Genomic DNA, 25,774 nt, shown 5'->3' on the forward strand with positions numbered 1-25,774 from the left:
TCTCCTTCCGTGATCCGATGTTTACGTGAATATTACCGCATTTAGCGCCGGTCAAGGAAAAGCACGCGCGATCCTGAAATTTATTGTTTTATTTCATATACCTGGCAACGCAGGCAGAGGACGCGCCAGCTAAGGCCGGGCGCATCCTGTCTGGTCTTTTCGGGCTGCCCGTTCCTGCACCAGCCATGGCGGCTCTGCGGCAGGAAAGCGCATCCCATGGCAAATAACTACCTAATTCACGTGATTTTAAAAATAACTTCTTGTGCCGCTCCGGTCCCCTCCGGCAAATACAAGATGAAAATTCACGCAAATGCCCGGGAAACCGACACGATGGAAACCGTTGCTCCGCCGAACGCCACCGCCGAAGACGCCATTGCCGCCCTGACAAGGAGAATCGAGGTTCTGGAGGCCGAGGCCGACATCCGCCGCCTGCAGGCGCGCTACATGTTCCTGTGCGACACGCCCCTTCCGGAATTCGGCGTCGCCGATGACGCAGAGCGGATCGAGAGGATCGTGGAGCTCTACACGGCGGACGCGGTCTGGGAAGGCGTCGGCGAATACTACGACGGCCAGTTCGGCCGCGCGGCGGGCCATGACGCGATCCGCGCGCATTTCACCAAGTTCTGGGGGCAGAAGCAGGACCCGGAACTGATCCTCAACTGCCACTACCTGACCTCGGAGCAGATCCGCGTGCATGACGGCGGCGCCACCGCCGAGGGCCAGTGGGTGCACATGCAGCCCTGGCTGTTCTCCGACGGCAAGGCATTGCTGCGCTCGTCGCGGCTGAACAACGCCTTCCGGAAGGAACCCGGCGGCTGGCGGATTTCGCGCACGCGCACCGAAAACGTGTTCATCGCGCCGCTGCCCGCGACATGGGCCTCGGACTACCCGTCGAAATCGGTGCTGATGGCGCCCTGAGCGGCCGGGGCGTCAGCCCCAGTCCTGCAGCCGCGCCACGTAGCGGGCGAGCGTGTCGATCTCCAGGTTGACCGCGTCGCCCGTGCGGATCCCGCCCCAGGTCGTGTGGGCCTTGGTATGCGGAATGAAATTCACGCCGAACTCGCAGCCTTCGACCTCGTTCACGGTCAGGGAGGTGCCGTTCAGCGCAATCGAGCCCTTGGAGGCGATGAAGCGCGCCAGCGGTTCGGGCGCGCGGAAGGTGACGCGGGTGCTGCCGCCCTCCTCTGCCATGGCGACCACCTCGGCGATGCCATCGACATGGCCCGAGACGATATGGCCGCCAAGCTCGTCGCCGACCTTCAGCGCGCGCTCCAGGTTGACCCGGCTTCCCGGCGCCCAGGGCGTCCGCGCCAGGGAGGTGCGCGACACGGTTTCGGCGGAGAGGTCGACCTCGAACCAGGCGCCGCCCTCCAGCGGGCCGCGGTCGGTAACCGTCAGGCAGATGCCGTCGCAGGCGATGGAGGCGCCGATCTCGATGCTGCCGGGATCGTAGGAGGAGGCGATGCGCACCTCGAGGTCGCCTTTGCGCGCGACCGACGCGACCTGGCCGATATCGGTGATCATGCCCGTGAACATGGCGTCTCCTCTCAAGCTGCCCGTCCTGACTAGCCCCCCGCCCGGCAGGGTTCAAGCCGGGCGGATTCCGCTTGATCGGCGGGCGGGGATGCCGCACCAAATCGGCATGCGTCTCCGCAACCGCCGGTTCCTGATGCTGCAAGGCCCGCACGGCCCGTTCTTCGCCGAACTGGCCGCTGCGCTGCGTCTGGAGGGCGCCTCCGTGCTGCGCGGCGGGGTGAATGCCGGCGACGAGGCCGAGTGGCGCGGGCCCGGCTATCTGGCGCTGCGCGACGCGGCCGGCGCGGCCGGGGCGATGGAGCGGACCGGCGCGACCGACCTGCTGCTCTACGGCGAGGCGCGCCCCTTCCATGCCGGGGCGCTGGAGGCGGCGCGCGCGCGCGGCCTGCGCACGCATATTCTGGAGGAAGGCTATCTGCGCCCGGCCTGGATCACCTATGAGCGCGAGGGCAGCAACGGCAATTCTCCTGCTGCGGGCTGGCCGATCGCCGGCATGGCGGAGGGTCCGGGCGGCGCCCCGCCCTGTCCCGCGGCAAGCTGGGGCGCGCTGCGCCACCATGTGTGGCACGGCGCCGCCTACCACCTGGCGCTGCTGGCCGGGGCGCGGCGCTATCCCGGCCACCGCCCTCACCGTCCCGTCCCCCTGAGGATCGAGGCGGCGCGGGCGCTCGGCGCGGCGGCGGGGCTGCCCTTCGCGATGGCGTGGCGGCAGGCCGCCCAGGCGCGCGCCATCCGGCGGCGGCCCTATGACGTGCTGCTGCTGCAGCTCGAACATGACAGTTCGCTGGGCCCCGCTGCGGAGCTGGCCGGTCATGCCGCCTTGCTGGAGCGGGTCATGGCCGGCTTCGCCGCCGCCGCCCCGCAGGAGCAGCGCCTGGTCGTGAAGATGCACCCGCTGGAGGCCAGGCGGCTGCATGTCGCGCGGCTGGTGCGGCAGATCGCGGACCGCCACGGGCTGCAGGACCGCGCCGCCGCCCTGCCCGGCGGCCGCCTCGCGCCGCTGCTCGACGGCGCGCGCGCCGCGCTCACCGTCACCTCCACCGCAGGACAGCAGGCGCTGTGGCGCGGCCTCCCGCTCTTCGCCTTCGGCCGCACCGTCTACAGCCATCCCGAGCTTCTGCCCTGCAGCGACCTCGCCGCCTTCCTTGCCGATCCGCGCCCGCCGGCCCCCGGAGCCCATGCCCGGTTCAGCGCCTTCCTGCTGCGCAGCTCGCAGATCGCCGGCAGCTACTACACCGCCCCGGGCCGCAGAATGGCGATCGCCGCGCTGGTGCCGCGGATTGCGGCGGAACGCTCCGCCTATGACTTTGAAGCCGCACCCCTCGCTGCAGCTGCACACAAGCACTTGATCCCAAGGTCAGCTTTTGGTCATCATGTGGCAAGAAAAACAGCGCGGACCGCCCGGGAAGCCGAAGAGCGCCCGGGACATGAGGTGGAGAGCACAGAATGGCTTGGACAGTGACTGCACGGGGCCTTCGCCTGGCCCTGCTCGTGGCCCTCGGCACGGCCGTTGCCGGATGCGGCATCCCCCGGTCCGGACCCACCAAATCCGAAGTGATGGACAGCTCGGTCAAGCGCAGCGGCTCGACCCATGTCGTGCTGGCGACGCGCGGCGTGGCCAAGGCGGCCAACTACGCGCCGACGCTGGGCTTCTCCTCCAGCTTCCGCACCACCGGCGTGGTCGGCTCCGACACGATCCGCGCGGGCGACACGCTGGGCCTGACCATCTGGGAGAATGTCGACCAGGGCATCCTCAGCGTCAGCGGCGCGCCGACCCCGCTCAATTCGGTGCAGGTCGACGGCGACGGCTACATCTTCGTGCCCTATGCCGGGCGCATCCGCGCCGCCGGGCTGACCCCGGAGCAGCTGCGCATGCAGATCACGGACTCGCTCCAGGCGCAGACCCCCGACCCGCAGGTCATGGTGGTCCGACAGGCCGGCGACGGCGCGACCGTCTCGGTTGCGGGTTCGGTCAGCGCCCAGGGGGTCTATCCGATCGAGCGGCCGACGCGGACGCTGAGCTCCATGCTGGCGCAGGCTGGCGGCCTGACGATCGAATCCGACATTGCCCAGGTGACAATCCTGCGCGGCGGCCAGCGCGGAACGATCTGGTTCAACTCGCTCTTCGACAGCCCGCAGAACGACATCGCGCTGCGCGGCGGCGACCGCATCCTGGTGGAGGCCGACCGTCGCGCCTACACCTCGCTGGGCGCGACCGGGGCCCAGACCCGCATCAACTTCAACAGCCAGGAGCTGACCGCGATGGAGGCCCTGGCCCAGGTCGGCGGCCTGCAGACCAACGCGGCCGACCCGACCGGCATCTTCGTTCTGCGCACCGAACCGGAAGCCGTCGCCCGCGTGGTCACCGGCGATCCCTCGCTCTACGGCCCGCAGCAGGTGGCCTACGTGCTCAACCTCACCTCGGGCGAAGGCCTGTTCGTCGCCAAGGACTTCATGATCCGCAACGATGACACGATCTATGTCACCGAGGCGCCCTGGACCCAGTTCAACAAGGCGCTGGCCACCTTCTTCGGCAGCCTGAACACCGTCGCGTCCACCCAGCAGATCGCGGGGACTCTCTGAACCAGCCGCCGCCCGGGCCGGGCCCCGCATCGGGGCCGCTCGGCTGCCTCGGCTGGGGGCTCTTCGCGGCGCCGGGCATCCGGCGCATCCTCGGCCACTGCGGATACGACCTGCGCCCCGGACTGCCTGCCGCAGCCCGGGGCGTTGCCGTCTGGGGACAGCGTCCCTCCGCCCGGCGCGGCGCCTGGGCGGCACGCGCGACCGGACGAGGGCTGGTGCGGCTGGAAGACGCCTTCCTGCGCGGCCTGCATCCCGGGCGCGGCTCCGGCGTGCCGCCCTGGGGGCTGCTGATCGACCGCCGCGGCATCCATTACGACGCCGCCAGCCCCTCGGCCTTGGAAGACCTGCTGGCCTCCCATCCGCTCGACGATCCGCTGCTGCTGTCGCGGGCCGCCGATGCGCTGGCGCGGCTGAAGCGGCTGGGCGGCAAGTTCACCTTCCACGATCCGGATGCCGCGCTGCCGCCCGAAGGCCATGTGCTGGTCGTCGACCAGCGCCGCGGCGATGCCTCGGTTGCCGCCAGCGGCGCCTCGCGGCGCAGCTTCCTGGCGATGCTGTCCGCCGCGCGGGACCGGTTTCCGGGCCACGTGCTGGCGGTGCGCGCCGCGCCCGATGGCCATCTGCTGCCCGGCGACCTGCGCCGCGGCGAGCTCTACCTGACCGGCCCCGCCAGCCCCTGGCCGCTGCTCGAGCGCGCCCATGCCGTGCTGTCGGTCAGCTCGCAGATGGGGGCCGAGGCGATCTGGGCCGGGCACCGGCCGCTGCTCTTCGGCACGCCGGTCCATGCCGGCTGGGGGCTCAGCGAGGATCCCGCGCCGCTGCCCCGCCGCACCCGCACGCTGTCGCCGCTGCAGCTCTTCGCCGGGATGATGCTGCTGGCGCCGCACTGGTACGACCCGTTCCGCGACCGGCTCTGCGATTTCGAGACCGTGCTGGAGCTGGCAGAAGCCGAGACTGCCGCCGCCATTGCCGACCGGCACGGCTATGCCGCCTGGGGCATGTCCCTGTGGAAGCGCCGCCACCTGGCCCGCAGCTTCGGCGGCGACGTGCGCTTTCCGCTGACCGCGCGAGGCTTGCGGCGGCAGGCCGGAACCCGGCCGGTCCTGGCCTGGGCGAGCCGCCCCGCGCCCGACCTGACGGGAACGATCCGGGTCGAGGACGGCTTCCTGCGCTCGCGCGGGCTGGGCGCGCGGCTGGTGCCGCCGGTCAGCCTGATCGCCGATGCGCAGGGCATCTACTACGATCCGGCCCGGCCGTCGGACCTTGAAGGGATGATCGCCGACAGCCGTTTTCTGCCGCCGGTGGCGCTCGACCGCGCGGCGCGGCTGCGGCGGTCCGTGGCGGCGTCCGGGGCTACGAAATACGGCCAGGGCGGCACGCGGCCGCCTCTGCCCGGCGGGCGGCTGGTGCTGGTGGCGGGCCAGGTGGAGGACGATGCCTCCATCCGCTGCGGGGCGACCGGAACGGTGCGCAGCAACGCGGCGCTGCTGCAGGCGGCGCGCGCGGCGGAACCCGGGGCCGTGCTGATCTACCGGCCACATCCCGACGTGACGGCCGGGCTGCGCCCCGGCGCGCTGGCCCCGGACGAAGCGGCCCTTGCCGATCTCGTTCTCGGCGATGCCGATCCGGCCTGGCTGCTGGGCGAGGTCTCGGCGCTCTGGACCATCACTTCGCTGATGGGGTTCGAGGCCCTGCTGCGCGGCGTTCCGGTGACCTGCCTCGGGGCGCCCTTCTATGCCGGCTGGGGACTGACGCGGGACCTCGCGCCGGTGCCGACCCGGCGCCGCGTGTCCGGGGTGGCGCTGGACGGGCTGGTCCATGCCGCACTGATCGGCGCGCCACGCTACCGCGATCCGGTGACCGGGCGGATCTGCACCGCCGAAGTGGCGCTGGAGCGGCTGGCGGCGATGCCCGCCGACACCCGCGGCCCGGTTGCCCGCCTCGCCGCCAAGGCGCAGGGCCTCTGGGCGACGCTTCATCCGCGGCGCTGCTAGCAGCGGCGGGGGCAAGCCTTTTCCACGAGTGCCGCTCCGGCGCCGCCCATCCGGCACCATGGCGCGGCGCAAGCGAAATGCCGCTTGGCCCTGCGGGGGTCCAGACACAGGCCCGGCGGACGGCGAAGCCGCAGCGGCCAGTGGCAGAGTGCAGCTCCGGCATGCCAGGCCCGGCGTGCCTGAAGGCCTCGCCCCGATCCCAAGGCTTCCCGCTCCGGCCATCCTCAGGCGCCGCCCGGTCCGCTCCTCATTGGACAGTCCCGTCCGCGGCTGCAGGCTCTTCTTATCCATGCCTCCATGAAGGGATCACCAGGTCGCCGCGCTGACCTTTCCACGCAGTTCCGGCAATGCTGGACCCGGACATGCAAAGGCCGCGCCTGCCTCACGGCAGCGCGGCCAGAACCTGTCGTTGCGGGCCGGAGATTACTCGGCCGCTTCCTTCGGACCGTCGGCGCCCGGCGCGTCCTTGTCGGCCGCTGCCTTCTTGGAGCGCGTGCGTTTGGGTTTCGGAGCCTCGGCTGCCTCCTCGCCGCCTGCCTCGCCCGCATCGGCCTTGGGCTTGCGGGTGGTGCGGCGGCGGCGCGGCTTGGGCGCGGCGTCTTCCGGCGTCTCGACGAGGCCGGAGACCTCCCCGGATTCGGTGCCGGTATCGACAACGCCCATCGCCTCCGCGGCGGGCTCCTTCGTCGGCTGGGCAGCCGCGGGGGCCTCGGCGGCGGCGGGCTGTTCGGGCTGCGGCGCAGGCTCGGGCGCCTTCTCGGCACGGGGTGCCGGAGCAGCTGCCGCGACGGGCGCCTGGGCCGGAGCGGACTCGGCAAGGCCGGGCTGCGGCTGGGCGGACCGGTCGGCGCCGAAATCGAGGTCGGGACCGTAATCGCCGTTGCCGCGCTGGTCGTCGTCGCGCGACTGGCCGCGCTGGTCGTCACTGCGGTCGCGCTGGCGCATCTGCTGGCCGCCGTCGCGGTTCTGCTGGCCTTCCTGCTGCTCGCGGCGCGCCTCGGCGTCGCGCTGCGCCTCGCCGAGCAGGCGGGTATAGTGCTCTGCGTGCTGCTGGAAGTTCTCGGTGGCCACGCGGTCGTTGCCCAGCTGGGCATCGCGCGCCAGCTGAAGGTACTTGTCGATGATCTGCTGCGGCGTGCCGCGGACCTTGCCCTCGGGGCCGGAGCTGTCGAACACGCGGTTGACGATGTTCCCGACCGAACGGTTACGGTTCGACTTCGACCGTGATCGTGACTTCGAAGATCTCATTGTACTGCGGGTTCCAGCCTTGTTCGAATTTTCCTTGGCCAAACTCTAATTCCGCGGCCTTCACCGACCGATGCAACTCATGCTGTTTGGCTTGGGGCTGAGGGGTGCCCGCTCGGGCACCACTACTCTGCAGATCGTTCTAAACACGGGACTGCGCAGGAAACAAGCGCAAAATCGATCCGGACCCCACAAATCTTCCAAAAATTGCAGATAACCTCAGTCCGGAAACGGTTTTCAGCCCTTCGACCCTGCCACGACGCGGTCCCGCCCGTCCAGATCGGCAAGCACGCGGACATCCCGGAAACCTTCTTTCCGGCACAGATCCGCGACATCCGGTCCCTGCGAGGCGCCGATTTCCAGCAGGATCCGGCCTGCGGGCGCCAGCAGATCCGCCGCCTGCGGCAGGATCGCGCGGTAGGCCGCCAGCCCGTCCTCCCCCGGCGACAGCGCCATGGCCGGTTCCCAGCGGGTCACCTCCGGCTCCAGCGCCGCCAGCTCGTCCGCGGCGATGTAGGGCGGGTTCGACACGACCAGATCGAAGGGCCCCTCCGCCCCCGCGGACCAGTCGCCCAGGTGGAATTCGGCCCGCGCCGCGAGTCCCAGATCGGCCGCATTGGCGCGCGCCACCTCCAGCGCGGCCGGGGAGGCATCGGTTGCCACGCCCGCCGCATCCGGCCATTCTGCCAGCAATGTCAGCAGGATGCAGCCCGATCCGGTGCCGATGTCGAGGACCCGCGAGGCCGGGGCGCGCAACGCCTCGACAATCAGCGCCTCGGTCTCGGGGCGCGGGTCGAGCACGTCGGAGGTCACGCGGAATCTGCGGCCGAAGAAGGCGCGCGATCCGACGATCTGCGAGACCGGACGGCGCGCCTCGCGGGCGGCGACCATCGCCTCCCAGGCCGCAGACGCCGTGTCCGGCCAAGGATCATGCGCCATCAGCGAGATCCGCGAAGGATCGACCTGCAGCGCCGCCGCCGCCAGCCGCCTTGCGTCGCGGGCCGGATCGGCGACGCCTGCGGCGCGCATCCGGGCCATGCCCGCGCGCATCGTTTCGCCGACTGTCTGGCTCATGCGTCGAGCTCGGCCAGCCGCGCGGCCTGGTCGGAGGCGATCAGCGCATCCGTGATCTCGGCCAGATCGCCCTGCATGACCTGCTCCAGCCGGTAGAGCGTCAGGTTGATGCGGTGGTCGGTCACCCTGCCCTGCGGGAAATTGTAGGTGCGGATGCGTTCCGAGCGGTCGCCGGAGCCCACCTGGCTCTTGCGGTCGGCGGCGCGGGCGCTGTCGGCCCGCTGCCGCTCCAGGTCGTAGAGCCGCGTGCGCAGCACCTGCATGGCAATCGCGCGGTTCTGGTGCTGGGACTTTTCCGAGCTGGTGACGACGATTCCCGAGGGAATGTGGGTGATCCGCACGGCGGAATCGGTGGTGTTGACGTGCTGTCCGCCTGCACCGCTGGCGCGCATCGTGTCGATGCGGATGTCGCCCGGGTCGATCTGGATGTCGACCTCCTCGGCCTCTGGCAGCACGGCTACGGTCGCGGCCGAGGTGTGGATGCGCCCGCCGGATTCGGTTTCCGGCACGCGCTGGACCCGGTGGACGCCGGATTCGAATTTCAGCCGGGCGAAGACGCCCTCGCCCTCGACATGGGCGACGACTTCCTTGATTCCGCCAAGCTCGGTCTGGCTTTCCTCGAGGATCTTGAACTGCCATCCCTGCGATTCCGAGAAGCGCTGGTACATCCGCAGCAGGTCGCCCGCGAAAAGCGCGGCTTCCTCGCCCCCCGTGCCGGGCCGGATCTCGATCATCGCCGGGCGGGCATCGGCCGCATCCTTGGGCAGCAGCGCCAGCTGCAGCGCATGCTCCGCCTCGGGCAGCGCCGCCTTCAGCCTCGGCAGCTCTTCCTCGGCCAGGCTCTTCATCTCGGGATCGGCGAGCATTTCCTCGGCTTCCGCCATGTCCGCCACAATCCCGCGCCAGGCCTGGATCTGGCCGACGACGGGCTTCAATTCGCTGTATTCGCGCGACAGCCGGACGATCTCCGCGGGCGCAGCGCCGGAGGCGAGCTTGGCTTCGAGGAATTCGAACCGGCCGAGGATCTGGTCTAGCTTGTCTTCGGGTATCATGGATCGGCAATGCCCAAGCCCGCGGGCGCCGTCAAGACCGGCTCAGGTGATGGCGTCGAGCCAGCCGAGCACACGCTTGCGGTTCACGCCGAGATCGTAGGATCCGAAGCGCAGCCGCGAATAGACGGCCAGCTTGGAGCCGCCCTCCGCGGGCCAGGCTACGACCGAGATGTAGTCGGGAAAGCCGAAGAGCCGCGATCGGGCGACATAGGTGACATGGCCCTCCTCGGGCGTGCCCGCCAGGCGGCTCACCCGCGGGGCGGCCATCGCCACCGCGTCGAGCCTGGCCATCACTTCGGACGGGCTGCCCGCGAATTCCGGCGCGGCGCCGTCCGAAGGCGGCTCGTCGCGCAGCAGGAATGCGCCGTCCTGTCCGGGATCGACCACGACGCGCGGATCCACGTGCCAGATCCGCGGATCGCTGGGCGCGAAACGGACATAGAGCGAGAAGAGGACGGCCACGGCCAAGCCGATGGCCGCGAACATGGTCACGAGTCGCATGGAACACCCCCAGATCTTCCGACAAGACTAGCCGGAAATGCCGCCCGGTCCTCCCTGCCCGGCGCGGACCAATTGTCCCACTGAGCCCGGAGGCTGCCCCATGAGCGACCGCGACCCGATCTTCGACACCGCAGAAGGCCTGCCGCGGCTCCTGGAGATCATGCGGCGCCTGCGCGACCGCGAGACGGGCTGCCCCTGGGACATCGAGCAGGATTTCGGCACGATCGCCCCCTACACGATCGAGGAGGCCTACGAGGTCGCCGACGCCATCGAGCGGCAGGCCTGGGGCGAGCTCGAGGGCGAGCTGGGCGACCTGCTGCTGCAGACGGTCTATCACGCGCAGATGGCAGACGAGGCGGGGCTGTTCGACTTCCACGCCGTCGCCGACACGGTGGCGCAGAAGATGATCCACCGCCATCCGCATGTCTTCGGCGACGAGAGCCGCGACAAGTCCTCGGAACAGCAGACCGCCGACTGGGAGACGATCAAGGCGGCCGAGCGCGCGGCACGGGCCAAGGGCGGCGTGCTCGACGACGTGGCGCTGAACCTGCCGGGGCTGACGCGGGCGGTGAAGCTGCAGAAGCGCGCCGCGCGGGTCGGATTCGACTGGCCCTCGACCGACGAGGTGCTGGCGAAGATCGCCGAGGAGACCGCCGAGCTGGTGGAGGCGCGCGACGAACTGAGCCAGGACGAGGTCTTCGAGGAGATGGGCGACCTGCTCTTCGTCATGGCCAATCTCGCGCGGCACCTGAAGGTGGAGCCCGAGGAGGCCCTGCGCGCGGCAAATGCCAAGTTCACGCGCAGGTTCCGCGCGATCGAGGCCGAGCTGGCCGCCCGCGGCAAGACCCCGGACGAGTCCGACCTGGCCGAGATGGACTCGATCTGGGACGCGGCGAAAGCGGCGGAGAAGGCTGCGGCAAAAGCCAAGTGAAACACTCGGACTATTGACCGACTGTTTTAGTCATGTTCTACTCCCGGTAGTTTCGCAACCGGAGTACCCCCATGCGCCTGTCCGCCCTCTCCGTCCTCGCCGCTTCCCTTCTGGGCAGCACCGCCATGGCCCAGGAGGTGAATGTCTATTCCTACCGCCAGCCGGAGCTGATCGAGCCGATCTTCGACGTCTTCACCGAAGAGACCGGCATCGCGGTCAATGTCGCCTTCCTCAACAAGGGGATGGTCGAACGGCTGCAGGCGGAGGGCGACCGCAGCCCGGCCGACCTGGTGTTCACCGTCGACATCGCGCGGCTGATGGAAATCGTCGATGCCGGCGTGATCCAGCCGGTCGGTTCCGACATTCTGACCGCCGACATCCCGGCAGAGTTCCGCGATCCCGACAACCGCTGGTTCGCCGTGACCAGCCGCGCCCGCGTGGTCTATGCCGCCAAGGACCGGGTCGCGGATGACGAGATCACCACCTACGAAGACCTGGCCGATCCCAAGTGGAAGGGCCGGATCTGCACCCGCTCGGGCACGCATGAATACAATGTCGCCCTGGCCGGGGCCTACATGCTGCATCACGGCGAGGACGCCACCAAGACCTGGCTGGAAGGGCTGAAGGCCAACTTGGCGAAGAAGCCGCAGGGCAACGACCGCGCGCAGGTCAAGTCGATCTGGGCGGGCGAATGCGACATCTCGCTGGGCAATACCTACTACATGGGCCAGATGCTCGACGATCCCGAGCAGGTGCCGTGGGCCGAAAGCGTGCGCCTGCTGTTCCCGGTCTTCGAGAATGGCGGCACCCATGTGAACATCTCGGGCATCGCGATGACCAAGGCGGCGCCGAACCGCGAGAACGCGGTCAAGCTGATGGAATTCCTCGCTTCCCCCGAGGGCCAGAAGCTGTATGCGACGCTGAACGACGAATACCCGATCTCGCCAGACACGCCGCCCTCCGAGCGGGTCGCCTCCTGGGGCAGCTTCGAGCCGGACACGCTGCCGCTGAAGGACCTCGCCGCCTCGCGCCCGCCGGCGCTGCGGCTGATCGAGGAAGTCGATTTCGACGGCTGACCTGACCACGCCGGACGGGTATTCCATGCCCGTCCGGCACTCCGTGCCCCAGCGCACAGAGCCCGGCCGCCGCCCGGCCTAGCGTCTCCGCAGACCAACAACGGAGGCCGACATGACCGACACCCACCGCAACCGGCGGCAATTCCTTCTTTCCGCTCTCGGAGCCGCCGCCGCGGCGGCCCTGCCCGGCACCCCGCTGCGCGCGGCAAGCCGGAAGAACCCGAAACTCTGGCCCGGCGGGCTGGTGCCGATCCACATGGAAAGCGCGGTCACCCATAGCCAGATGCCGGTGATCATGGCGGCCATCACCGAGCTGAACCAGAAGACCAACGCCTTTCTGAGGCTGACCCCGAGCGGGCTGCTGACTGCGCCCGGCCAGAGCTATGTCACCTTCATCGACGACGGCACGGGAAACTTCACCCGGATCGGCGCGCCGTCCAGCGGATCGCGGGACGTCCACATCAACAAGAATGTCCGCTCCCTGCACGAGCTCGGCCATGTGCTGGGCCTGATCCACGAGCAGAGCCGCTCGGACCGGGACCAGTTCATCCGCTTCCTCGACCCCGCGCTGGCGGCCAGCACCGACGGCGACTGGGCCCGCGTCGACGACTCCGAGAATTACGGCATTCCCTACAATCTCGGTTCCTTCATGCAGTACTGGGACACCGCCGGCAGCAGCAGCGGCAAGCGGACGATGGAATACATCCCCGACCCGTCGCGCCGCTGGGACACGCCGGAATGGCTGAATGCGGATGCCGTGCGCGCGGTCAACGCGCTCTATCCCCGCCGCTGCGCGGACAAGCCGGCCTTCGCGACGGTTGAGGGCATCGGCCGCGACTGCGTGCTGCACTGCGCCCAGGCCGCGGGCTATCTGGACGCCGGGCCCGACCACATCCGGCTGTCCAAGCACGATGACGGGCAGACCAACCCATTCCTCCGCTGGCAGCCCGTGCGGCCGGACAGCCGCGGCTACCTGCTCCACAACGCCCATGCCGACCGCTATCTCGATGCCGGACCGGACCACACCCGCGACGGGTCCCACGGGGACAGCGCGCGCAATCCGTTCCTGCGCTGGCAGTTCGAGCGGATCGGCGACTATTACGTGCTCTACAACCCCCACACGGCGAGCTATCTCGACGGCGGCCCGAACCACGCCCGGAAAAAGCAGGGCGAAGAGAGCTATTCCAACCGCTACCTGCGCTGGACGCTGGACTTCGCCCGCAGCTGAGCCGGGCGGCCTTCAGATGATCTCGTCCTCGTCGAAGAGCGGCGCCGCGTCGAGCTGGGCCGAGAGGCTCTCGATCCGCCGCTCGGCGCCTTCCGTCTCGACATCTGCGATATGGAACAGCGCGTCGCCCTCGTTGACGATCGGCAGGTTGGTGCGCCCGACGATCAGCCCGCCCGCAGAGGCCGTCAGTTCGGCCTCTGCCTCGCCGAACGGATCGGAGATGATCCCCAGGAGATCCCCCGCCGCGACCATCTCGCCGCAGCTCTTGAAGGCGCGCATCAGCCCGCCCGCGGGCGCGCGCTCCCACTCCGTCTTCGACGCCCTGAGCGGCGCCACCGAGGGGATCGGCACGCCGCGCTTGGGAATCATGCCGAGGCTGTGCATCACCCGCAGCACCCCGGCAACGCCCGCCCGGGCCGATGTCTCGTCGAAGCGCAGCCCCTCGCCAGCCTCGTAGAGCAGGATATCGACGCCTTCGGCCTGCGCGACGGCCCGGAGCGACCCGTCGCGCAGCTTCGAGCGGATGATCACCGGCGCGCCGAAGGCCTCGGCATGGGCCATGGTCTCGGGCTTGCCGGGACTGACGCGGATCTGCGGCATGTTCATCCGGTGGATCGCGGCGGAATGCAGGTCGATGCCCAGATCGGCACGGCCGACGATTTCGGTCATGAAGAGATGCGCGAGCCGCCCGGCCAGCGAGCCGGTCTCGGAGCCCGGGAAGGACCGGTTCAGGTCGCGCCGGTCCGGCAGGTAGCGGGAATGGTTGAGGAAGCCGAAGGTGTTGACGATCGGAATCACCATCAGCGTGCCCGAGATCCGGTCGAGATGCGGGCTGCGCAGCAGGCGGCGCGCGATCTCAACCCCGATCACCTCGTCGCCGTGCACGGCGGCCGAGACGAACAGCACCGGACCGTCCTTGCGGCCGTGGATGACATGGACCGACATGCTGACCGGCGTGTGGTCCGACAGCACGCTGACCGGCAGGTCGACGGTGCGGCGGGAACCCGGCGGGATGCGCTGGCTGCCGATCAGGAAAGGGGCACGGTTGGTCACGGCGGCACTCCTCGGGCTGGTCCGCGCGAGCTAACCACCCGTCCCCGCCGCTGGCAAGCGCCCGGCGGAAAGCTGGCGCAGCCGCGCCGCGCGCTGCGGCGGAACCGCCGCGGTTTCGAGCCCGGTGAAGACATGCAGCGTGCCCAGATCCCGGTCGATCACCGCATGGTCGCCCACCCGCCCGCCGAGCCGCAGATAGCTGCGCAGGAGCGGCGGCATCCGCTGCATGGCGCGCAGCGGATCGGGCTTCGCGACGGCGGCGAGGGCCACGCGCTCCGCCGCCCCGCCGGGGCCGGGACGCCAGGCGGCGGGGGCAAGATGGCGCTCGGCCAGCAGCGCGAAGCTCTCGGCATGGGCGGCCGGATCGGTGCCCGGAAAGGAGCTGCAGCCGAAGATCATCGCGGCGCCGGTCTCCTCGACCATGGACGCCAGCCCCGCCCAGGCGAGCCGCAGGATGTCGGGATCGCGCAGCCCCGGCGCCAGGCAGAAGCGGCCGAGCTCCAGCAGCGGCCCCGGCGCCGCGGCCAGCGGCGACAGGTCGTAATGGCGGGCGGCATAGCTGCGCTGCGCCTCTGCCCCCGAGGCCAGCGGCAGCACGCGGAAGCAGCAGGCCAGCGCGCCGGTGGCCGCCTCCTCGACCAGCACATGGCGGCACGCCGCGTCCAGGCCGTCGAAATCGGGCAGTGCGGCATCGCCGCGGAAGGCCAGCGCGCGCAGGGACTCCGTGCGGCGCAGATCCTCCGCGCCGCAGGCTTCGCGCAGCCGGAAGCGTCCGCCCGACGGGGCGACGGCCTGGCTCAGAGCGTGTCTTCGGCCGGCAAGGCCGGACGCAGCGAGGTGTTGTTGAGCAGGCCGCGCACGAATCCCATGTCGGGCACCGCGCTTTCGGTGACGCGGCGCGACAGGGTCACGACCTCGCCGTCCTGCAGGCCGAAGCGCTCGATATTGGTGACGGAGCCGCCATCGGCGAAGCGGATCGCAACCACCTGGCGCTCGACCGTCTTCGGCGCCTTCCAAGCATAGGTCTCGGTCTTCGAGGACACGTAGTACCAGACGTTGTCGCGGCGGAAGTCCTCCAGCGGCGGCGCGCCGACCTTTTCGGCGACGCTGTCGCGGGTGTCGCCGCCGACCTGGATTTCGGACAGCTGCATGTCCGTCGGCACGTAGCCGTAATTGTCGACCATCGTGGTGCAGGCCGAGAGCCCTGCCAGGGCCATTGCCAGGCCCGTGCCCAGAATCGCGCTCTTGATCCGACCCACCGCCATCACCTGCACTTCCGTCCGTTCCGATTGCGCGGTCAGCCGGTCCTGCCGGCTTGCCCGCATGCTGCCCCCCGAGTTATCCAAGCCGGCGCGCCACTTCAAGGAAGGATGCAGCCATGAGCTCCAGAGCCGCCGACAAAGGCGAGGGCCCCCATCGAATCGAGGGCACGGAAGTCGTCTTCTCGAAGCTGCCGAAGGACGGCGGCGCCTTCCGGCTGGAACCCGGCGCCGCCGACATGGAGGCGCTGCGCGCGGATCTCGACCTGCTTGGGCTGCGCAAGCTCCGCTTCGAGGGCCGGGTCCTGCCCGAGAACAGCCGCGACTGGCGGCTGGAGGCGCATCTGGGCGCCACCGTGGTGCAGCCCTGCACCGTCACGCTGGAACCGGTGACCACCCGGCTGGAGGAAGACACCGAGCGGCGCTATCTCGCCGTCTGGGAGGATCCCGACGCCTCCGCCGAGGCCGAGATGCCCGAGGACGACACCGCCGAACCGCTGCCGCGGGTCCTGGACCTAAAGGAAGTGATGCACGAGGCGCTGGCGCTGGCGCTGCCGCTCTATCCGCGCGCGGAAGGGGCGGGATTCGGCGGAACCGCGGTGACCGAACCGGGCAAGGCCCCGATGACGGACGAGGAAGTGAAGCCCTTCGCCGGTCTCGCCGCGCTGCGCGGCAAGCTTTCGGGCGGGGATTCGGGCGAAAGCGGCGGAGAATAGCGCGGCTCCGGTCCCGGAACCGCAAAAAACGGTTGCACTTCCGCCCGAGAAGAGTATTGAACCGGTCTCGTTTTCAGGGCTGGTCAGCCGCGGGCTCCGGCCCTGTTGCCGTCCCTATTCACCGGGCCCCGGAAGGCCCAGAACGCAAGCAAACCCGGGCATGCCCCGGCCTACCTGAGGTTGAGACATGGCAGTCCCCCAGAATAAAGTCACGAAATCCCGCCGCAACATGCGCCGTTCGCACGACGCGCTGACCGCCGGCAACCCCGCCGAATGCCCGAACTGCGGCGAGCTGAAGCGCCCGCACCACGTCTGCGGCGCCTGCGGCCACTATGACGACCGCGAAGTCGTCGCAGCGGCAGAAGAAGTCGATCTCGAAGACGACGCGGCATAAGCCACGGCCCAGACGCAGGACATGACGAAGGCGGCACAGCCCAGAAAGGGCAACGGCGACTCCGGTGCTATCGTCCTGTCCATTGACGCGATGGGCGGGGACAACGGCCCCGCCGTGGTCATGAGCGGCCTGAACAAGGCCCTCTGGCGCAACCGGCGCATGCGCTTCCTCGTGTTCGGCAACAAAGCCGAGCTCGAGCCGCTGTTGAAGAAGCGCCCGCTCCTGCGGGAACGCTGCGAGATCCGCCATGTCGAAGGCGTGGTCACGATGGACTCGAAGCCGAGCCACGTGATGCGCCACGGCAAGGGCACCTCGATGTGGGCCGCGGTCGACGCGGTCCGCGAGGGCGAGGCCAGCGCCTGCGTCTCCTGCGGCAATACCGGCGCGCTGATGGCGCTGTCGATGATCCGGCTGCGCAAGCTGCCCGGCGTGAACCGTCCTGCCATCGCCTGCCTCTGGCCGTCGCGCACCGCGGCCGGGTTCAACGTCATGCTCGATGTCGGCGCGGATATCCGCGCCGAGGCCGAGGACCTGGTCCAGTACGCGATCATGGGCGCCTTCTACGCGCAGATCGCGCTGGAGCTGGAGCGCCCGCGCATCGGCCTGCTGAATGTCGGCACAGAAGAGCACAAGGGCCGCGCCGAGCTGAAGGTCGCGCATGACATGCTGCTCGACGCCGCCAAGACCGGGCTGTTCGACTATGTGGGCTATATCGAGGGCGGCGACATCCCCTCGGACAAGATCGACGTCGTGGTCACCGACGGCTTCACCGGAAACATCGCGCTGAAGACCGGCGAAGGCACCGCGCGGCTGATCTCGGACGCGCTGAAGCAGGCCTTCCGCCATTCCATCCTGTCCCGCATCGCCTCGCTGCTGGCGCTGACCTCGCTGCTGCGGCTGCGCAAGCGCATCGATCCCCGCCGGGTCAACGGCGGCGTGTTCCTCGGGCTGAACGGCACCGTGGTCAAGTCGCACGGCTCCTCCGACGCGATGGGGGTGCAGTCCGCGGTCAAGCTTGCCTTCGAGCTCGCCAAGGCCGACCTTCCCGGCCAGCTCGCCCATCGGGTTGCATCCCTCGACGAGGCGCGCCAAGGTGCCCAGCAGCTCGGGCAGTTATACGGTAACCAAAAATGACACGACGCGCGATGATCCGGGGGGTGGGCCACTGCCTGCCCGAACGCATCGTCCCCAACAGCTACTTCGAGAGCCTGGTGGACACCTCGGACGAGTGGATCCGGACGCGCAGCGGCATCGAGCGGCGGCATTTCGCGGCCGAGGGGCAGACGACCTCGGATCTGGCGGCTGCAGCGGCCGAGGCCGCGCTGAAGGATGCCGGGCTGAAGCCCGACGACATCGATGCGATCGTCGTGGCGACCTCCACCGCCGACCTCACCTTCCCCTCCTGCGCGACCATGGTCCAGGCCAAGCTGGGCATGACCCGCGGCTTCGCCTATGACGTCCAGGCAGTCTGCGCGGGCTTCATCTTCGCGCTGACCAATGCCAACGGCCTGATCCTCTCGGGCCAGGCAGAGCGCGTGCTGGTGATCGGCGCCGAGACCTTCTCGCGCATCATGGACTGGACCGACCGCGGCACCTGCGTGCTGTTCGGCGACGGCGCGGGGGCGCTGGTGCTGGAGGCCGGCGAAGGCAAGGGCGACGTGACCGACCGCGGCATCCTCGCCTCGGACCTGAATTCCGACGGCCGCTACAAGGATATCCTCTATGTCGACGGCGGCGTCTCCGAGACCCAGACCACCGGCCACCTCCGCATGCAGGGCAAGGAAGTCTTCCGCCATGCAGTGGAGAAGCTGGCCTCGACCGCCAAGACCTCGCTCGGCAAGCTGGGGTTGAGCGGCGAGGACATCGACTGGATCGTCCCGCACCAGGCAAACCTGCGGATCATCAAGGGCACCGCGCACAAGCTGGGCGTGCCGATGGAACGGGTGATCGTCACCGTGCAGGACCACGGCAACACCTCCGCGGCCTCGATTCCCCTCGCCCTCTCGGTCGGCAAGGCAGAGGGCAAGATCAAGCAGGGCGAGCTGGTCGTGGTCGAGGCAATCGGCGGCGGACTCGCCTGGGGATCCGCCGTCATCCGGTGGTAAACCGGCCTTTCCCCCAACCCATTGAGTTCCGGGGATATTGACTCTCGTTCCGCGCCGTTCCTATGGTCGTGCAACCATAGACCGCAAAAGACGGGGGGACAGCATGACCGGAAAGACGCTGACACGGATGGACCTGAGCGAAGCCGTGTTCCGAGAAGTCGGGCTGTCCCGGAACGAATCCGCGCAGCTCGTGGAGACGGTCCTGGCGCATCTCAGCGATGCGCTCGCCTCGGGGGACAGCGTGAAGATCTCCTCCTTCGGGACGTTCAACGTCCGCGAGAAGGCGGCGCGGGTCGGCCGCAACCCCAAGACCGGCCAGGAGGTTCCGATCCATCCCCGCCGCGTCCTGACCTTCCGCCCGTCGCACCTGATGAAGGAACGCGTCGCCCAAGGTAACCGTTCGGAAACCTGATCCCGGTTAACAATCCCTGACCCGGCCGGCCGCCGCACCCGTGGCGGCGGGCCCATTGCAATTCGCTGGCGGGCAGATCATGGAAAAGTCTCCGGACGCGTTCCGTACGATTTCCGAAGTGTCGAAATGGCTGGACACGCCGACGCATGTCCTGCGCTTCTGGGAGAGCCGGTTTCCCCAGCTCGCCCCGGTGCAGCGCGCGGGCGGGCGGCGCTACTACCGCCCCGAGGACGTTCGGCTGCTCGGCGGGATCAAGGAGATGCTCCATGTCCGCGGCCAGAGCATCCGCGAGGTGCAGGAGCTTCTCAACGCCCGGGGCACCGACGCCGTGGCTGCCTATGCCCCGGATGCCGGACCCGATATCGGCGGCGCAGCGCCCCGCCCCGTCTCCCGCCTGACATTCGCCTCCACCGGGCAACCATCGGAGGAACCGGCCGCTGTGCCGTCCGGTCCGGACATGGACAGCGGCCCTGGCACGGCGCCGACCGATCCCGTTCCGGAAAGCAGCGGCCAGCACGGCAGTGCACCCGCCCCAGCGGACGTCGCCGGAGACAGCGACCCCTCCGGCTCCCCGATGCCAGACGCACCGCCGCCGCAGGACGCCTTCCGGCAGCCGGACATGTCCAGTGACGGCAGCCTTGAAGACTCCCGGCCGGCGGCGCCCTTCGACGCTGCGGAGCCGGAGGCACCGCCAGTGGCGGCGTCCCTGACCGAGCCCTGGCCCGCGTCCTTCGGCGAGGCCTATGACGAGGCAGCCGCCGCTGACGGCCTGGGCGATCTTTCCGGCGGCGATGCCGCGGACTTGAATGCCGAAGGCGGCCCACAGGCCGCCCCGGCAGACGATGCGGCATGGCAGGACAGCCCGCCATGGGATGCGTCGGCCTCCGCCATGCCGGACAGCGGACGCCCTGCCCCGGCCACCTCGCCCCCCTCCTTCGTCGATGCACCGGAGGAAGCGGCACTGCCAGATGCCGATTCTGGCGAGGCGCTCAAAGCGGACAGCGATGCATCCTGGCCGGCGCCGTTCGGCAGCGCGGACGACCCGGACAGTCCCAACGACATGGCGGCAGCCGATGAGGCCACCGGCACATCCGCCGGCACCGAGATGGTTTCCGACCAGGACGCGGAAGACGCCGGGGCCTGGCCGATTTCCTTCTCTTCCAGCCGGATCGCCAAGGGGGCCGGCACGGAGCCCGACGCCGCGCATCCCGTCCCCGGGCCTGCCACCGGAGCGCCTGCAAGCCAGACCGAAGACCTTGCCCCCCCTGCTGCCGCCTCCGAAGCCGCACCCGAATTTGCGACAGATGTCCCTTCGGCATGGCCAGAGTCCATCTCCCCCGGCGGCGGGGAGGCCGATGCGCCGTCCGATCCGGCGCAATCTTCCCCAGATTCTGCTGCGCAGGCCCATTTCGATCGGCCCGAGCCCGGCCCGGACGAGGCAACCTTCCTTGCTGGCGGAACCGCCGGGGAGACTTTTCCGGATGAGCCCGCCGAATGGCAGGATTCCGGCTCGCCCGGCAGCGAGGACAACGGCGCGGTGACCGAACCTGTCCAATCCGGCCCCGATGCGGAAGAGCCTGCCGAGTGGACGCCACCCGCCGCCGGTCCCGACATGCAGCCGCCGGCTCCGGTCTGGCAAGCTGCCGGCGCAGCGGAATTCGAAGCAGTTCCGCCCCCCGAGATGGAGGACGGCGCGCATCCCGAGCCCGAAGTTTCCACCCCGGCGGATCTCCCGCAGGGAAGCTGGCCCGACGCCCCCTCCGACGACGGAGCGGAGGGAGACTTCGGCGCCGCAATGGATGCAGAGCCCGGCGCGGACGAGTTCCCCGGCACCGGCGAACCTGTCAGCGCGGGCGGCATGGCGGAATTTGCGGGGGAGAGCGCCGGGCCGGACCGTCCGGCCCGTGCCCCCATGGCAACGCACGACCCGGCAGCCACGAGTCCGTTGCAAGAAGACATGCCCCAAGCGGCAGCAGACGATCCCGCCCCCGCGGCGCAGTTCGGCAATGCTCCTGACCTGGCAGACGGCGAAGCCCCGGCCAGTTGGGGCGGGCTCCAGCCGGACGATGCGGCAGACGCTCCGACCATGGCCGCAGCAGAGGACCAAATCGCCGCGCCGTTCGCGACGGGCACGGAGGACGATGATCCCCCCGAAGAATACGCAGGCGACACGGCGGCTTGGCCGATCTCCTTTGCGCATGACGCCAGTGACGCTCCGGAAGAATCGGCCGATGCCGCACCCGAGCCTGCCGGCTTCGTTGCCGGGCCGGAGGATGTTCCTGGCGGCGAAAGCTTCGCCCCGGCGACGGAAGACGGCGACGCAGGTGATTTCCCGGCAGATGCAGCCGCGGAGGAAGAGACCGGTGACCGGACCGACCCGCTTCCGGAAGACGCTGCCGGTCCGGAGGCCATGTCCGCCGACGCCTCCGGAGGCAACGGGTCCGCAGCAGGAGATCCGGCCGGATCCGCCCCGCCGCCTCTCTTCCCGCATCGCTGGAAGCGCCCGGCCCAGCCGCCGGCCGCGCCGGCGCCCGACCAGCCGTCAAGCGGGTTCCGCACCCGGCGCAGCGACGCGCAGCCGGGGGGGCGCCCGCAGATCCAGGGGTTCTTCTTCAACGATCTGGAGCAGGACGTGCTGCCGCCGCCGGCTTCGGCCGAGGAAAAGGCGGAACTGGAACCCGGACAGGGATATTCGGCGCTGGATGCGCTGGCGGCAGGCCATGCAACGGACGGCCTGGACGCGTCCGATGCCGCGCAAGAGCAAGGGCTACCCGGCCAGCCGGGGCCTCAGGGCGGCGCGCCCGGCGCCTCTCCGGCGGCCGGGAGCGGCGCGCAGGGCGACGTTCCGGCCTGGGCCGTGCCGCGCCCGGCGATGCCGCAGGATCCGCCCGAGACCCCGCCGCGTCCCGGCGCGCCCGGCCTGGCGGCAGAGCTGCGCGGGCTTGGCAGGGAAGAGCTCCTCGACCGTCTCGGCGCCGGAACCGTGGCCGTGCAGGCCGAGCGCCTGCGCGCCCTGCAGGCCCGGCTCCGGGCCGCATAGGTCAATCTGAAAAAACTGAAATTTTCGCCTTGCAGCCGCCGGAGAAAACAGTAGAAGACCCAAACGTCGGGCCATGGCGCAGCCTGGTTAGCGCGTCCGTCTGGGGGACGGAAGGTCGTGAGTTCGAATCTCGCTGGCCCGACCATATAACCGCACGAAGATACGTGGAGGAACCATGACCGAAGCAAACGGACAGGGGGTTCTGCCACGTCAGGAGCTGGCGCAGCTGGTGGACACCGGCGTGATCGCGCCGCTGCAGCCCCTCGTCGAGGGGCAGATCCAGCCCGCTTCGCTCGACCTCCGCCTCGGCCATACCGCCTATCGCCTTCGCGCCTCCTTCCTTGCCGGAAAGGACGCGAAAATATCCGACCGCCTGCCCGATTTCCTGATGCACCGGATCGACCTGTCCGATGGCGCCGTGCTGGAGAAGGGCTGCGTCTATCTCGTCCCGCTGATGGAGCGCCTGCACATGCCGGTCGGCATCGAAGGCGTGGCAAACGCGAAAAGCTCCACCGGCAGGCTCGACCTGCTGACCCGGCTGGTGACCGACAACGGCACAGAATTCGACCGGATTCCCGCCGGTTACGACGGACCGCTCTATGCCGAGATCTGCCCGCGCAGCTTTTCGGTGCTGGTGCGTCCGGGCATGCGGCTGAACCAGCTCAGGCTGCGCCGCGGCCGCGCGGTGCTGGACGACGCGGAACTGGCGGCACGCCACGCGGCCGAGCCGCTGGTCGATGGCGGCCCGGCGGTGATCTCCGAAGGCCTGGGCTTCTCGGTCGATCTCAGCCCCGGCCCCGGCGGGCTGGTGGGCTACCGCGCCAAGCCGCATACCGGGGTGATCGATCTCGACCGGATCGGCGAGTATCCCGTCCGCGAATTCTGGGAGCGGCTGGAAACCGACGAGCGCCGCCTGATCCTCGATCCCGGCGCCTTCTACATCCTGGTCAGCCGCGAGGCGGTGACGATCCCGCCCGACTGCGCCGCGGAGATGGCCCCATATTTCGCCATGGTGGGCGAGTTCCGCGTGCATTACGCGGGCTTCTTCGACCCCGGCTTCGGCCACGCCGCGGCGGGCGGACACGGCGCGCGCGGCGTGCTCGAGGTGCGCTGCCACGAGGCGCCCTTCGCGCTCGACCACGGCCAGGTCGTGGGCCGGCTGCTCTACGAACGGATGACCGAACGGCCCGACGTGCTCTACGGCGCGGATCTGGCCTCGAACTACCAGGGCCAGGGCCTGAAGCTGGCCAAGCATTTCGCCCCCGACCCCGCCTGCGGAGGACATTCATGACCGAAGAGCGCTTCTCTGCCCTGACCCAGCTGGGCGGCAGCAACGAGATGCCCGCCAGCCCCGAAGCCGCCACGCTGGAGCGCGTGCCGAATGCGCGTGCCGAGATGGATTACGTCGTGCGCTTCGCCTGCCCGGAATTCACCTCGCTCTGCCCGATGACCGGCCAGCCGGATTTCGCGCATCTGGTGATCGACTACGTGCCGGACCAGTGGCTGGTGGAATCCAAGTCGCTGAAGCTGTTCCTCGGATCGTTCCGCAACCACGGCTCGTTCCACGAGGACTGCACGCTGATGGTCGCCTCGCGGCTGGTGGAGACGCTGAGCCCGCGCTGGCTGCGCATCGGCGGCTACTGGTACCCGCGCGGCGGCATCCCGATCGACGTGTTCTGGCAGACCGGCCCGGTGCCCGAGGGCGTCTGGATCCCGGACCAGGGCGTGCCGCCCTATCGCGGCCGCGGCTGAGCGCCTAGACGGCGAGGGCCGCCAGCCCGATGCGGCGGCCCTCGGCGAGAAGCACGTTGTAGGTCCGGCAGGCCGCCGGGCTTGCCATCGGCTCCACTCCGATCCCGGCGCCTTCGAGCCGCGCCTTCAGGTCTGCGGGCAGATAATCCATTTCCGCCCCGGTGCCGACGAACAGAACGTCGATCTGCGCCGCGCGCGCCAGGATCGCGTCGAGGTCGCCATAGCCGCCCCAGGCGCTGCGCAGCCCCGGCAGCACCAGCAATCCGCCCTCCACCACCTCGCCGCCGATGCGGAAGAAGCCCGGGCCATAGCCCTCCACGGGCGGCGTGTCGCGGTAGTCTATCTCGGTCAGGCGCATGTCGCGGTCCTCCTTCCCCGTATCTAGCGCCATTGCCGCCGCGCGGCCAGCCGTCACGCCGCTTCGGCAGCGCGCGCGATCATAGCCAGCATGCGCCGCCGGATCAGCCCGCTGACCGGCCGGATGAGGTGCCAATAGGGCGCAAAGGCCCGTCGCGCTGCCGCATCGGCGCAATGGACGCGGGTTTCGGTGACCAGCCGGGCGATGCCGGGACCGGCGGCATCGGCCCGGAAGTTCAGCGCCAGCCGCGCCGTGCCGGGGGCCTTCCAGCCAAGGAACGCCGCGCCGTCCGGGATCGGGGCCAGCCCGTAATCCAACCGCCAGAACTGCCCCGCCAGACCGAAGACCGCCTCGCGCCCTTCCTCGGTCCCGAGGAGGGCGAACCGGTCGAGTCCGAATGGCGTGCCCACGGCGCGCGCCGCCCCGGCCCCGGCAAGCAGGCGGCCCGGCAGCTCGCGCAGCGCGATGGCACCGCGGAACAGCGGGTCCTGCTGGGGATCGGCAGCCAGGGCCGCGGCCAGAACTTCGGCCGGAGACGCGGCCACCCTGCATTCATGCCGTTCGCGGAAATGGAATTCGGGAAGGTAGGTGTCGATCAGCATGGCGCTGCCTCCGGACGGGATCCCGCGGCAGCATGGCCCCGCCTCAGCCTTTCGGCAAGCCGAGGACCACCGCCGCGGCAATCAGCACATACGCGCTGCGCCGGTAAAGCGTCTCGCGCGAGGGATCGAAGATTGCCTGTCCCAGCCTCGACCCCGCCGCATAGGGGATGAGCTGCAGGAGGCCGAGCCCGATTGCCGGTGCCGAGAGCAGCCCCTGCAGCGCCAGCTGCGGCAGCAGGAGCAGCGACAGCACGGTGAGGAAGACCAGCGTGTTGGCGCGGTTGGCCGCGGCGCTGCCCTGCCCGCCGAGATGGAACAGGATCACCACCGGCCCGGTCAGCCCGGTCGCGCCGCCGACCACTCCGGTTGCCGCGCCGACCAGCGCGCGCGCCGCCCGCCCGGGGACCGCGCTGTACCGCCAGCCCGCCATCAGCGCCGCCAGGGTCAGCGCGACGAAGCCCGACATCATCCAGCGCAGCGCCAGCGGATCGGCCGTGCGCAGCACCCAGATGCCGAGGGGCGCCGTCAGCAATGCCGCGCCGATCATCAGCGCGGTCGGTCCCGGCTCGACCTGCCGGATGGCGCGCGGCACCACCGTCACCAGCGAGCTGACCGCCGACAGGGCCAGCCCCGCCACCGCAACCGGCGGCGGCACCCAGATCGTGGCGAGCGGCATGTAGATCAGCGCGGCGCCGAAGCCCGCGAAGCCGTAGACCAGCCCGGCGGCAAAGGTCACCAGCAGCACCGGCACGAGTCCCGGCATGGAAAGGGTGGCTTGGAACAGGTCGGTCATGGTCGTCTCGCGCGGGTCCGGCCCCGCCTATCCCGATCGCCCCGCCCCGTCCAGCGCCAGCGCGCGGCGG

26 protein-coding genes and 1 tRNA gene are annotated in these 25,774 nt (G+C 70.0%); 16 read left to right on the top strand and 11 right to left on the bottom strand.

Annotated elements, in window-relative coordinates; translation table 11 throughout:
• The first annotated feature begins 294 nt into the window (after window positions 1-294).
• Window positions 295-918, top strand: a complete 624-nt coding sequence (locus tag HCC78_RS16095) for a nuclear transport factor 2 family protein (protein WP_253949203.1) — start codon at window positions 295-297, stop codon at window positions 916-918.
• Window positions 919-930: 12 nt separating this feature from the next.
• Here the strand turns inward: HCC78_RS16095 and HCC78_RS16100 are convergent, their stop codons facing one another.
• Window positions 931-1,536, bottom strand: coding sequence for a riboflavin synthase (locus HCC78_RS16100; RefSeq protein ID WP_172329815.1), 606 nt, complete (start codon window positions 1,534-1,536; stop codon window positions 931-933).
• Window positions 1,537-1,642: 106 nt separating this feature from the next.
• On the opposite strand from HCC78_RS16100, the gene HCC78_RS16105 reads away from it, so the two are divergent.
• The 3 genes from HCC78_RS16105 to HCC78_RS16115 all read left to right on the top strand — a co-directional run bounded on the left by HCC78_RS16105 (window position 1,643) and on the right by HCC78_RS16115 (window position 6,113).
• Window positions 1,643-2,998, top strand: coding sequence for a capsule biosynthesis protein CapA (locus HCC78_RS16105; RefSeq protein WP_172329816.1), 1,356 nt, complete (start codon window positions 1,643-1,645; stop codon window positions 2,996-2,998).
• On the top strand, window positions 2,983-4,119 hold the full coding sequence (locus HCC78_RS16110; RefSeq protein ID WP_172329817.1) for a polysaccharide biosynthesis/export family protein: 1,137 nt from the start codon (window positions 2,983-2,985) through the stop codon (window positions 4,117-4,119). The genes HCC78_RS16105 and HCC78_RS16110 overlap by 16 nt, the downstream gene beginning before the upstream one ends.
• Window positions 4,120-4,241: 122 nt before the next feature.
• Complete coding sequence (locus HCC78_RS16115; RefSeq protein ID WP_253949208.1) at window positions 4,242-6,113, top strand: capsular polysaccharide biosynthesis protein; 1,872 nt, start codon at window positions 4,242-4,244, stop codon at window positions 6,111-6,113.
• Window positions 6,114-6,536: 423 nt separating this feature from the next.
• Here HCC78_RS16115 and HCC78_RS16120 read toward each other — a convergent pair whose 3' ends face one another.
• From HCC78_RS16120 to HCC78_RS16135, 4 genes are all read right to left on the bottom strand, one after another.
• Window positions 6,537-7,361 carry a DUF4167 domain-containing protein gene (locus HCC78_RS16120; RefSeq protein WP_172329818.1) on the bottom strand — a complete coding sequence of 275 codons (825 nt, stop codon included), beginning with the start codon at window positions 7,359-7,361 and terminating at the stop codon, window positions 6,537-6,539.
• Between the two features lie 234 nt (window positions 7,362-7,595).
• Complete coding sequence (gene prmC, locus HCC78_RS16125) at window positions 7,596-8,432, bottom strand: peptide chain release factor N(5)-glutamine methyltransferase (RefSeq protein WP_172329819.1); 837 nt, start codon at window positions 8,430-8,432, stop codon at window positions 7,596-7,598.
• Entirely contained in the window at window positions 8,429-9,484 is a 1,056-nt protein-coding gene (prfA, locus tag HCC78_RS16130) for a peptide chain release factor 1 (RefSeq protein WP_172329820.1), read from the bottom strand. The genes prmC and prfA overlap by 4 nt, the downstream gene beginning before the upstream one ends.
• Window positions 9,485-9,526: 42 nt before the next feature.
• A complete protein-coding gene (locus tag HCC78_RS16135) occupies window positions 9,527-9,985 on the bottom strand; it encodes a DUF1499 domain-containing protein (RefSeq protein ID WP_172329821.1) in 459 nt (152 codons plus the stop codon).
• A gap of 100 nt (window positions 9,986-10,085) precedes the next feature.
• Here HCC78_RS16135 and mazG point away from each other — a divergent pair, with 100 nt between their 5' ends.
• The 3 genes from mazG to HCC78_RS16150 all read left to right on the top strand — a co-directional run bounded on the left by mazG (window position 10,086) and on the right by HCC78_RS16150 (window position 13,220).
• Entirely contained in the window at window positions 10,086-10,916 is an 831-nt protein-coding gene (mazG, locus tag HCC78_RS16140; RefSeq protein ID WP_172329822.1) for a nucleoside triphosphate pyrophosphohydrolase, read from the top strand.
• Window positions 10,917-10,987: 71 nt separating this feature from the next.
• The gene (locus tag HCC78_RS16145; RefSeq protein ID WP_172329823.1) at window positions 10,988-11,992 is read left to right on the top strand and encodes a Fe(3+) ABC transporter substrate-binding protein; all 1,005 of its coding nucleotides are present in this window, start codon (window positions 10,988-10,990) and stop codon (window positions 11,990-11,992) included.
• Between the two features lie 112 nt (window positions 11,993-12,104).
• The gene (locus tag HCC78_RS16150) at window positions 12,105-13,220 is read left to right on the top strand and encodes a M12 family metallopeptidase (protein WP_172329824.1); all 1,116 of its coding nucleotides are present in this window, start codon (window positions 12,105-12,107) and stop codon (window positions 13,218-13,220) included.
• 12 nt (window positions 13,221-13,232) lie between these two features.
• Here the strand turns inward: HCC78_RS16150 and HCC78_RS16155 are convergent, their stop codons facing one another.
• Genes HCC78_RS16155 through HCC78_RS16165 form a run of 3 tightly spaced genes read right to left on the bottom strand, consistent with a single transcriptional unit; the run spans window position 13,233 to window position 15,598 of the window.
• On the bottom strand, window positions 13,233-14,273 hold the full coding sequence (locus HCC78_RS16155; protein ID WP_172329825.1) for a succinylglutamate desuccinylase/aspartoacylase family protein: 1,041 nt from the start codon (window positions 14,271-14,273) through the stop codon (window positions 13,233-13,235).
• 30 nt (window positions 14,274-14,303) lie between these two features.
• Window positions 14,304-15,074, bottom strand: a complete 771-nt coding sequence (locus tag HCC78_RS16160; protein ID WP_172329868.1) for a GNAT family N-acetyltransferase — start codon at window positions 15,072-15,074, stop codon at window positions 14,304-14,306.
• Window positions 15,071-15,598, bottom strand: a complete 528-nt coding sequence (locus HCC78_RS16165) for an outer membrane protein assembly factor BamE (protein ID WP_253949204.1) — start codon at window positions 15,596-15,598, stop codon at window positions 15,071-15,073. Before HCC78_RS16165 ends, HCC78_RS16160 begins: the two co-directional genes overlap by 4 nt.
• Window positions 15,599-15,651: 53 nt before the next feature.
• Here HCC78_RS16165 and HCC78_RS16170 point away from each other — a divergent pair, with 53 nt between their 5' ends.
• From HCC78_RS16170 to queF, 9 genes are all read left to right on the top strand, one after another.
• Window positions 15,652-16,248: a DUF177 domain-containing protein gene (locus HCC78_RS16170; RefSeq protein ID WP_172329826.1), complete on the top strand. Its 597-nt coding sequence runs from the start codon at window positions 15,652-15,654 to the stop codon at window positions 16,246-16,248.
• 187 nt (window positions 16,249-16,435) lie between these two features.
• Complete coding sequence (gene rpmF / locus HCC78_RS16175; protein ID WP_108261419.1) at window positions 16,436-16,642, top strand: 50S ribosomal protein L32; 207 nt, start codon at window positions 16,436-16,438, stop codon at window positions 16,640-16,642.
• Between the two features lie 21 nt (window positions 16,643-16,663).
• Complete coding sequence (gene plsX, locus HCC78_RS16180) at window positions 16,664-17,776, top strand: phosphate acyltransferase PlsX (RefSeq protein ID WP_172329827.1); 1,113 nt, start codon at window positions 16,664-16,666, stop codon at window positions 17,774-17,776.
• Window positions 17,773-18,747, top strand: a complete 975-nt coding sequence (locus HCC78_RS16185) for a beta-ketoacyl-ACP synthase III (protein WP_172329828.1) — start codon at window positions 17,773-17,775, stop codon at window positions 18,745-18,747. The genes plsX and HCC78_RS16185 overlap by 4 nt, the downstream gene beginning before the upstream one ends.
• A 103-nt stretch (window positions 18,748-18,850) precedes the next feature.
• Window positions 18,851-19,159 (top strand): integration host factor subunit alpha, encoded by a 309-nt coding sequence (ihfA, locus tag HCC78_RS16190; protein ID WP_172329829.1) that lies wholly within the window; start codon window positions 18,851-18,853, stop codon window positions 19,157-19,159.
• 79 nt (window positions 19,160-19,238) lie between these two features.
• Window positions 19,239-22,199 (top strand): MerR family transcriptional regulator, encoded by a 2,961-nt coding sequence (locus tag HCC78_RS33230; protein WP_216671190.1) that lies wholly within the window; start codon window positions 19,239-19,241, stop codon window positions 22,197-22,199.
• Between the two features lie 67 nt (window positions 22,200-22,266).
• A tRNA-Pro gene (locus tag HCC78_RS16200) sits at window positions 22,267-22,344 on the top strand.
• A gap of 30 nt (window positions 22,345-22,374) precedes the next feature.
• Window positions 22,375-23,490, top strand: coding sequence for a 2'-deoxycytidine 5'-triphosphate deaminase (locus tag HCC78_RS16205; protein ID WP_172329830.1), 1,116 nt, complete (start codon window positions 22,375-22,377; stop codon window positions 23,488-23,490).
• Window positions 23,487-23,951, top strand: a complete 465-nt coding sequence (queF, locus tag HCC78_RS16210) for a preQ(1) synthase (protein WP_172329831.1) — start codon at window positions 23,487-23,489, stop codon at window positions 23,949-23,951. Before HCC78_RS16205 ends, queF begins: the two co-directional genes overlap by 4 nt.
• A gap of 4 nt (window positions 23,952-23,955) precedes the next feature.
• Here queF and HCC78_RS16215 read toward each other — a convergent pair whose 3' ends face one another.
• From HCC78_RS16215 to HCC78_RS16225, 3 genes are read right to left on the bottom strand one after another with little or no spacing between them, the layout of a single operon-like run.
• On the bottom strand, window positions 23,956-24,309 hold the full coding sequence (locus HCC78_RS16215; protein WP_172329832.1) for an Mth938-like domain-containing protein: 354 nt from the start codon (window positions 24,307-24,309) through the stop codon (window positions 23,956-23,958).
• Between the two features lie 53 nt (window positions 24,310-24,362).
• Window positions 24,363-24,911: a hypothetical protein gene (locus HCC78_RS16220; protein ID WP_172329833.1), complete on the bottom strand. Its 549-nt coding sequence runs from the start codon at window positions 24,909-24,911 to the stop codon at window positions 24,363-24,365.
• Between the two features lie 43 nt (window positions 24,912-24,954).
• The gene (locus HCC78_RS16225) at window positions 24,955-25,704 is read right to left on the bottom strand and encodes a sulfite exporter TauE/SafE family protein (RefSeq protein ID WP_172329834.1); all 750 of its coding nucleotides are present in this window, start codon (window positions 25,702-25,704) and stop codon (window positions 24,955-24,957) included.
• Window positions 25,705-25,774 lie beyond the last annotated feature (70 nt).

It is taken from the genome of Mangrovicoccus sp. HB161399, assembly GCF_013184745.1.
GTDB lineage: Bacteria > Pseudomonadota > Alphaproteobacteria > Rhodobacterales > Rhodobacteraceae > Mangrovicoccus.

Excerpts from the sequence above, each read along its gene's own strand:
- HCC78_RS16095 (WP_253949203.1), top strand. The coding sequence starts at position 295 with ATGAAAATTCACGCAAATGCCCGGGAAACCGACACGATGGAAACCGTT.
- HCC78_RS16100 (WP_172329815.1), bottom strand. The coding sequence starts at position 1,536 with ATGTTCACGGGCATGATCACCGATATCGGCCAGGTCGCGTCGGTCGCG.
- HCC78_RS16105 (WP_172329816.1), top strand. The coding sequence starts at position 1,643 with ATGCGTCTCCGCAACCGCCGGTTCCTGATGCTGCAAGGCCCGCACGGC.
- HCC78_RS16110 (WP_172329817.1), top strand. The coding sequence starts at position 2,983 with ATGGCTTGGACAGTGACTGCACGGGGCCTTCGCCTGGCCCTGCTCGTG.
- HCC78_RS16120 (WP_172329818.1), bottom strand. The coding sequence starts at position 7,361 with ATGAGATCTTCGAAGTCACGATCACGGTCGAAGTCGAACCGTAACCGT.
- prmC (WP_172329819.1), bottom strand. The coding sequence starts at position 8,432 with ATGAGCCAGACAGTCGGCGAAACGATGCGCGCGGGCATGGCCCGGATG.
- prfA (WP_172329820.1), bottom strand. The coding sequence starts at position 9,484 with ATGATACCCGAAGACAAGCTAGACCAGATCCTCGGCCGGTTCGAATTC.
- HCC78_RS16135 (WP_172329821.1), bottom strand. The coding sequence starts at position 9,985 with ATGCGACTCGTGACCATGTTCGCGGCCATCGGCTTGGCCGTGGCCGTC.
- mazG (WP_172329822.1), top strand. The coding sequence starts at position 10,086 with ATGAGCGACCGCGACCCGATCTTCGACACCGCAGAAGGCCTGCCGCGG.
- HCC78_RS16145 (WP_172329823.1), top strand. The coding sequence starts at position 10,988 with ATGCGCCTGTCCGCCCTCTCCGTCCTCGCCGCTTCCCTTCTGGGCAGC.
- HCC78_RS16150 (WP_172329824.1), top strand. The coding sequence starts at position 12,105 with ATGACCGACACCCACCGCAACCGGCGGCAATTCCTTCTTTCCGCTCTC.
- HCC78_RS16165 (WP_253949204.1), bottom strand. The coding sequence starts at position 15,598 with ATGCGGGCAAGCCGGCAGGACCGGCTGACCGCGCAATCGGAACGGACG.
- HCC78_RS16170 (WP_172329826.1), top strand. The coding sequence starts at position 15,652 with ATGAGCTCCAGAGCCGCCGACAAAGGCGAGGGCCCCCATCGAATCGAG.
- rpmF (WP_108261419.1), top strand. The coding sequence starts at position 16,436 with ATGGCAGTCCCCCAGAATAAAGTCACGAAATCCCGCCGCAACATGCGC.
- plsX (WP_172329827.1), top strand. The coding sequence starts at position 16,664 with ATGACGAAGGCGGCACAGCCCAGAAAGGGCAACGGCGACTCCGGTGCT.
- HCC78_RS16185 (WP_172329828.1), top strand. The coding sequence starts at position 17,773 with ATGACACGACGCGCGATGATCCGGGGGGTGGGCCACTGCCTGCCCGAA.
- ihfA (WP_172329829.1), top strand. The coding sequence starts at position 18,851 with ATGACCGGAAAGACGCTGACACGGATGGACCTGAGCGAAGCCGTGTTC.
- HCC78_RS33230 (WP_216671190.1), top strand. The coding sequence starts at position 19,239 with ATGGAAAAGTCTCCGGACGCGTTCCGTACGATTTCCGAAGTGTCGAAA.
- HCC78_RS16205 (WP_172329830.1), top strand. The coding sequence starts at position 22,375 with ATGACCGAAGCAAACGGACAGGGGGTTCTGCCACGTCAGGAGCTGGCG.
- queF (WP_172329831.1), top strand. The coding sequence starts at position 23,487 with ATGACCGAAGAGCGCTTCTCTGCCCTGACCCAGCTGGGCGGCAGCAAC.
- HCC78_RS16215 (WP_172329832.1), bottom strand. The coding sequence starts at position 24,309 with ATGCGCCTGACCGAGATAGACTACCGCGACACGCCGCCCGTGGAGGGC.
- HCC78_RS16220 (WP_172329833.1), bottom strand. The coding sequence starts at position 24,911 with ATGCTGATCGACACCTACCTTCCCGAATTCCATTTCCGCGAACGGCAT.
- HCC78_RS16225 (WP_172329834.1), bottom strand. The coding sequence starts at position 25,704 with ATGACCGACCTGTTCCAAGCCACCCTTTCCATGCCGGGACTCGTGCCG.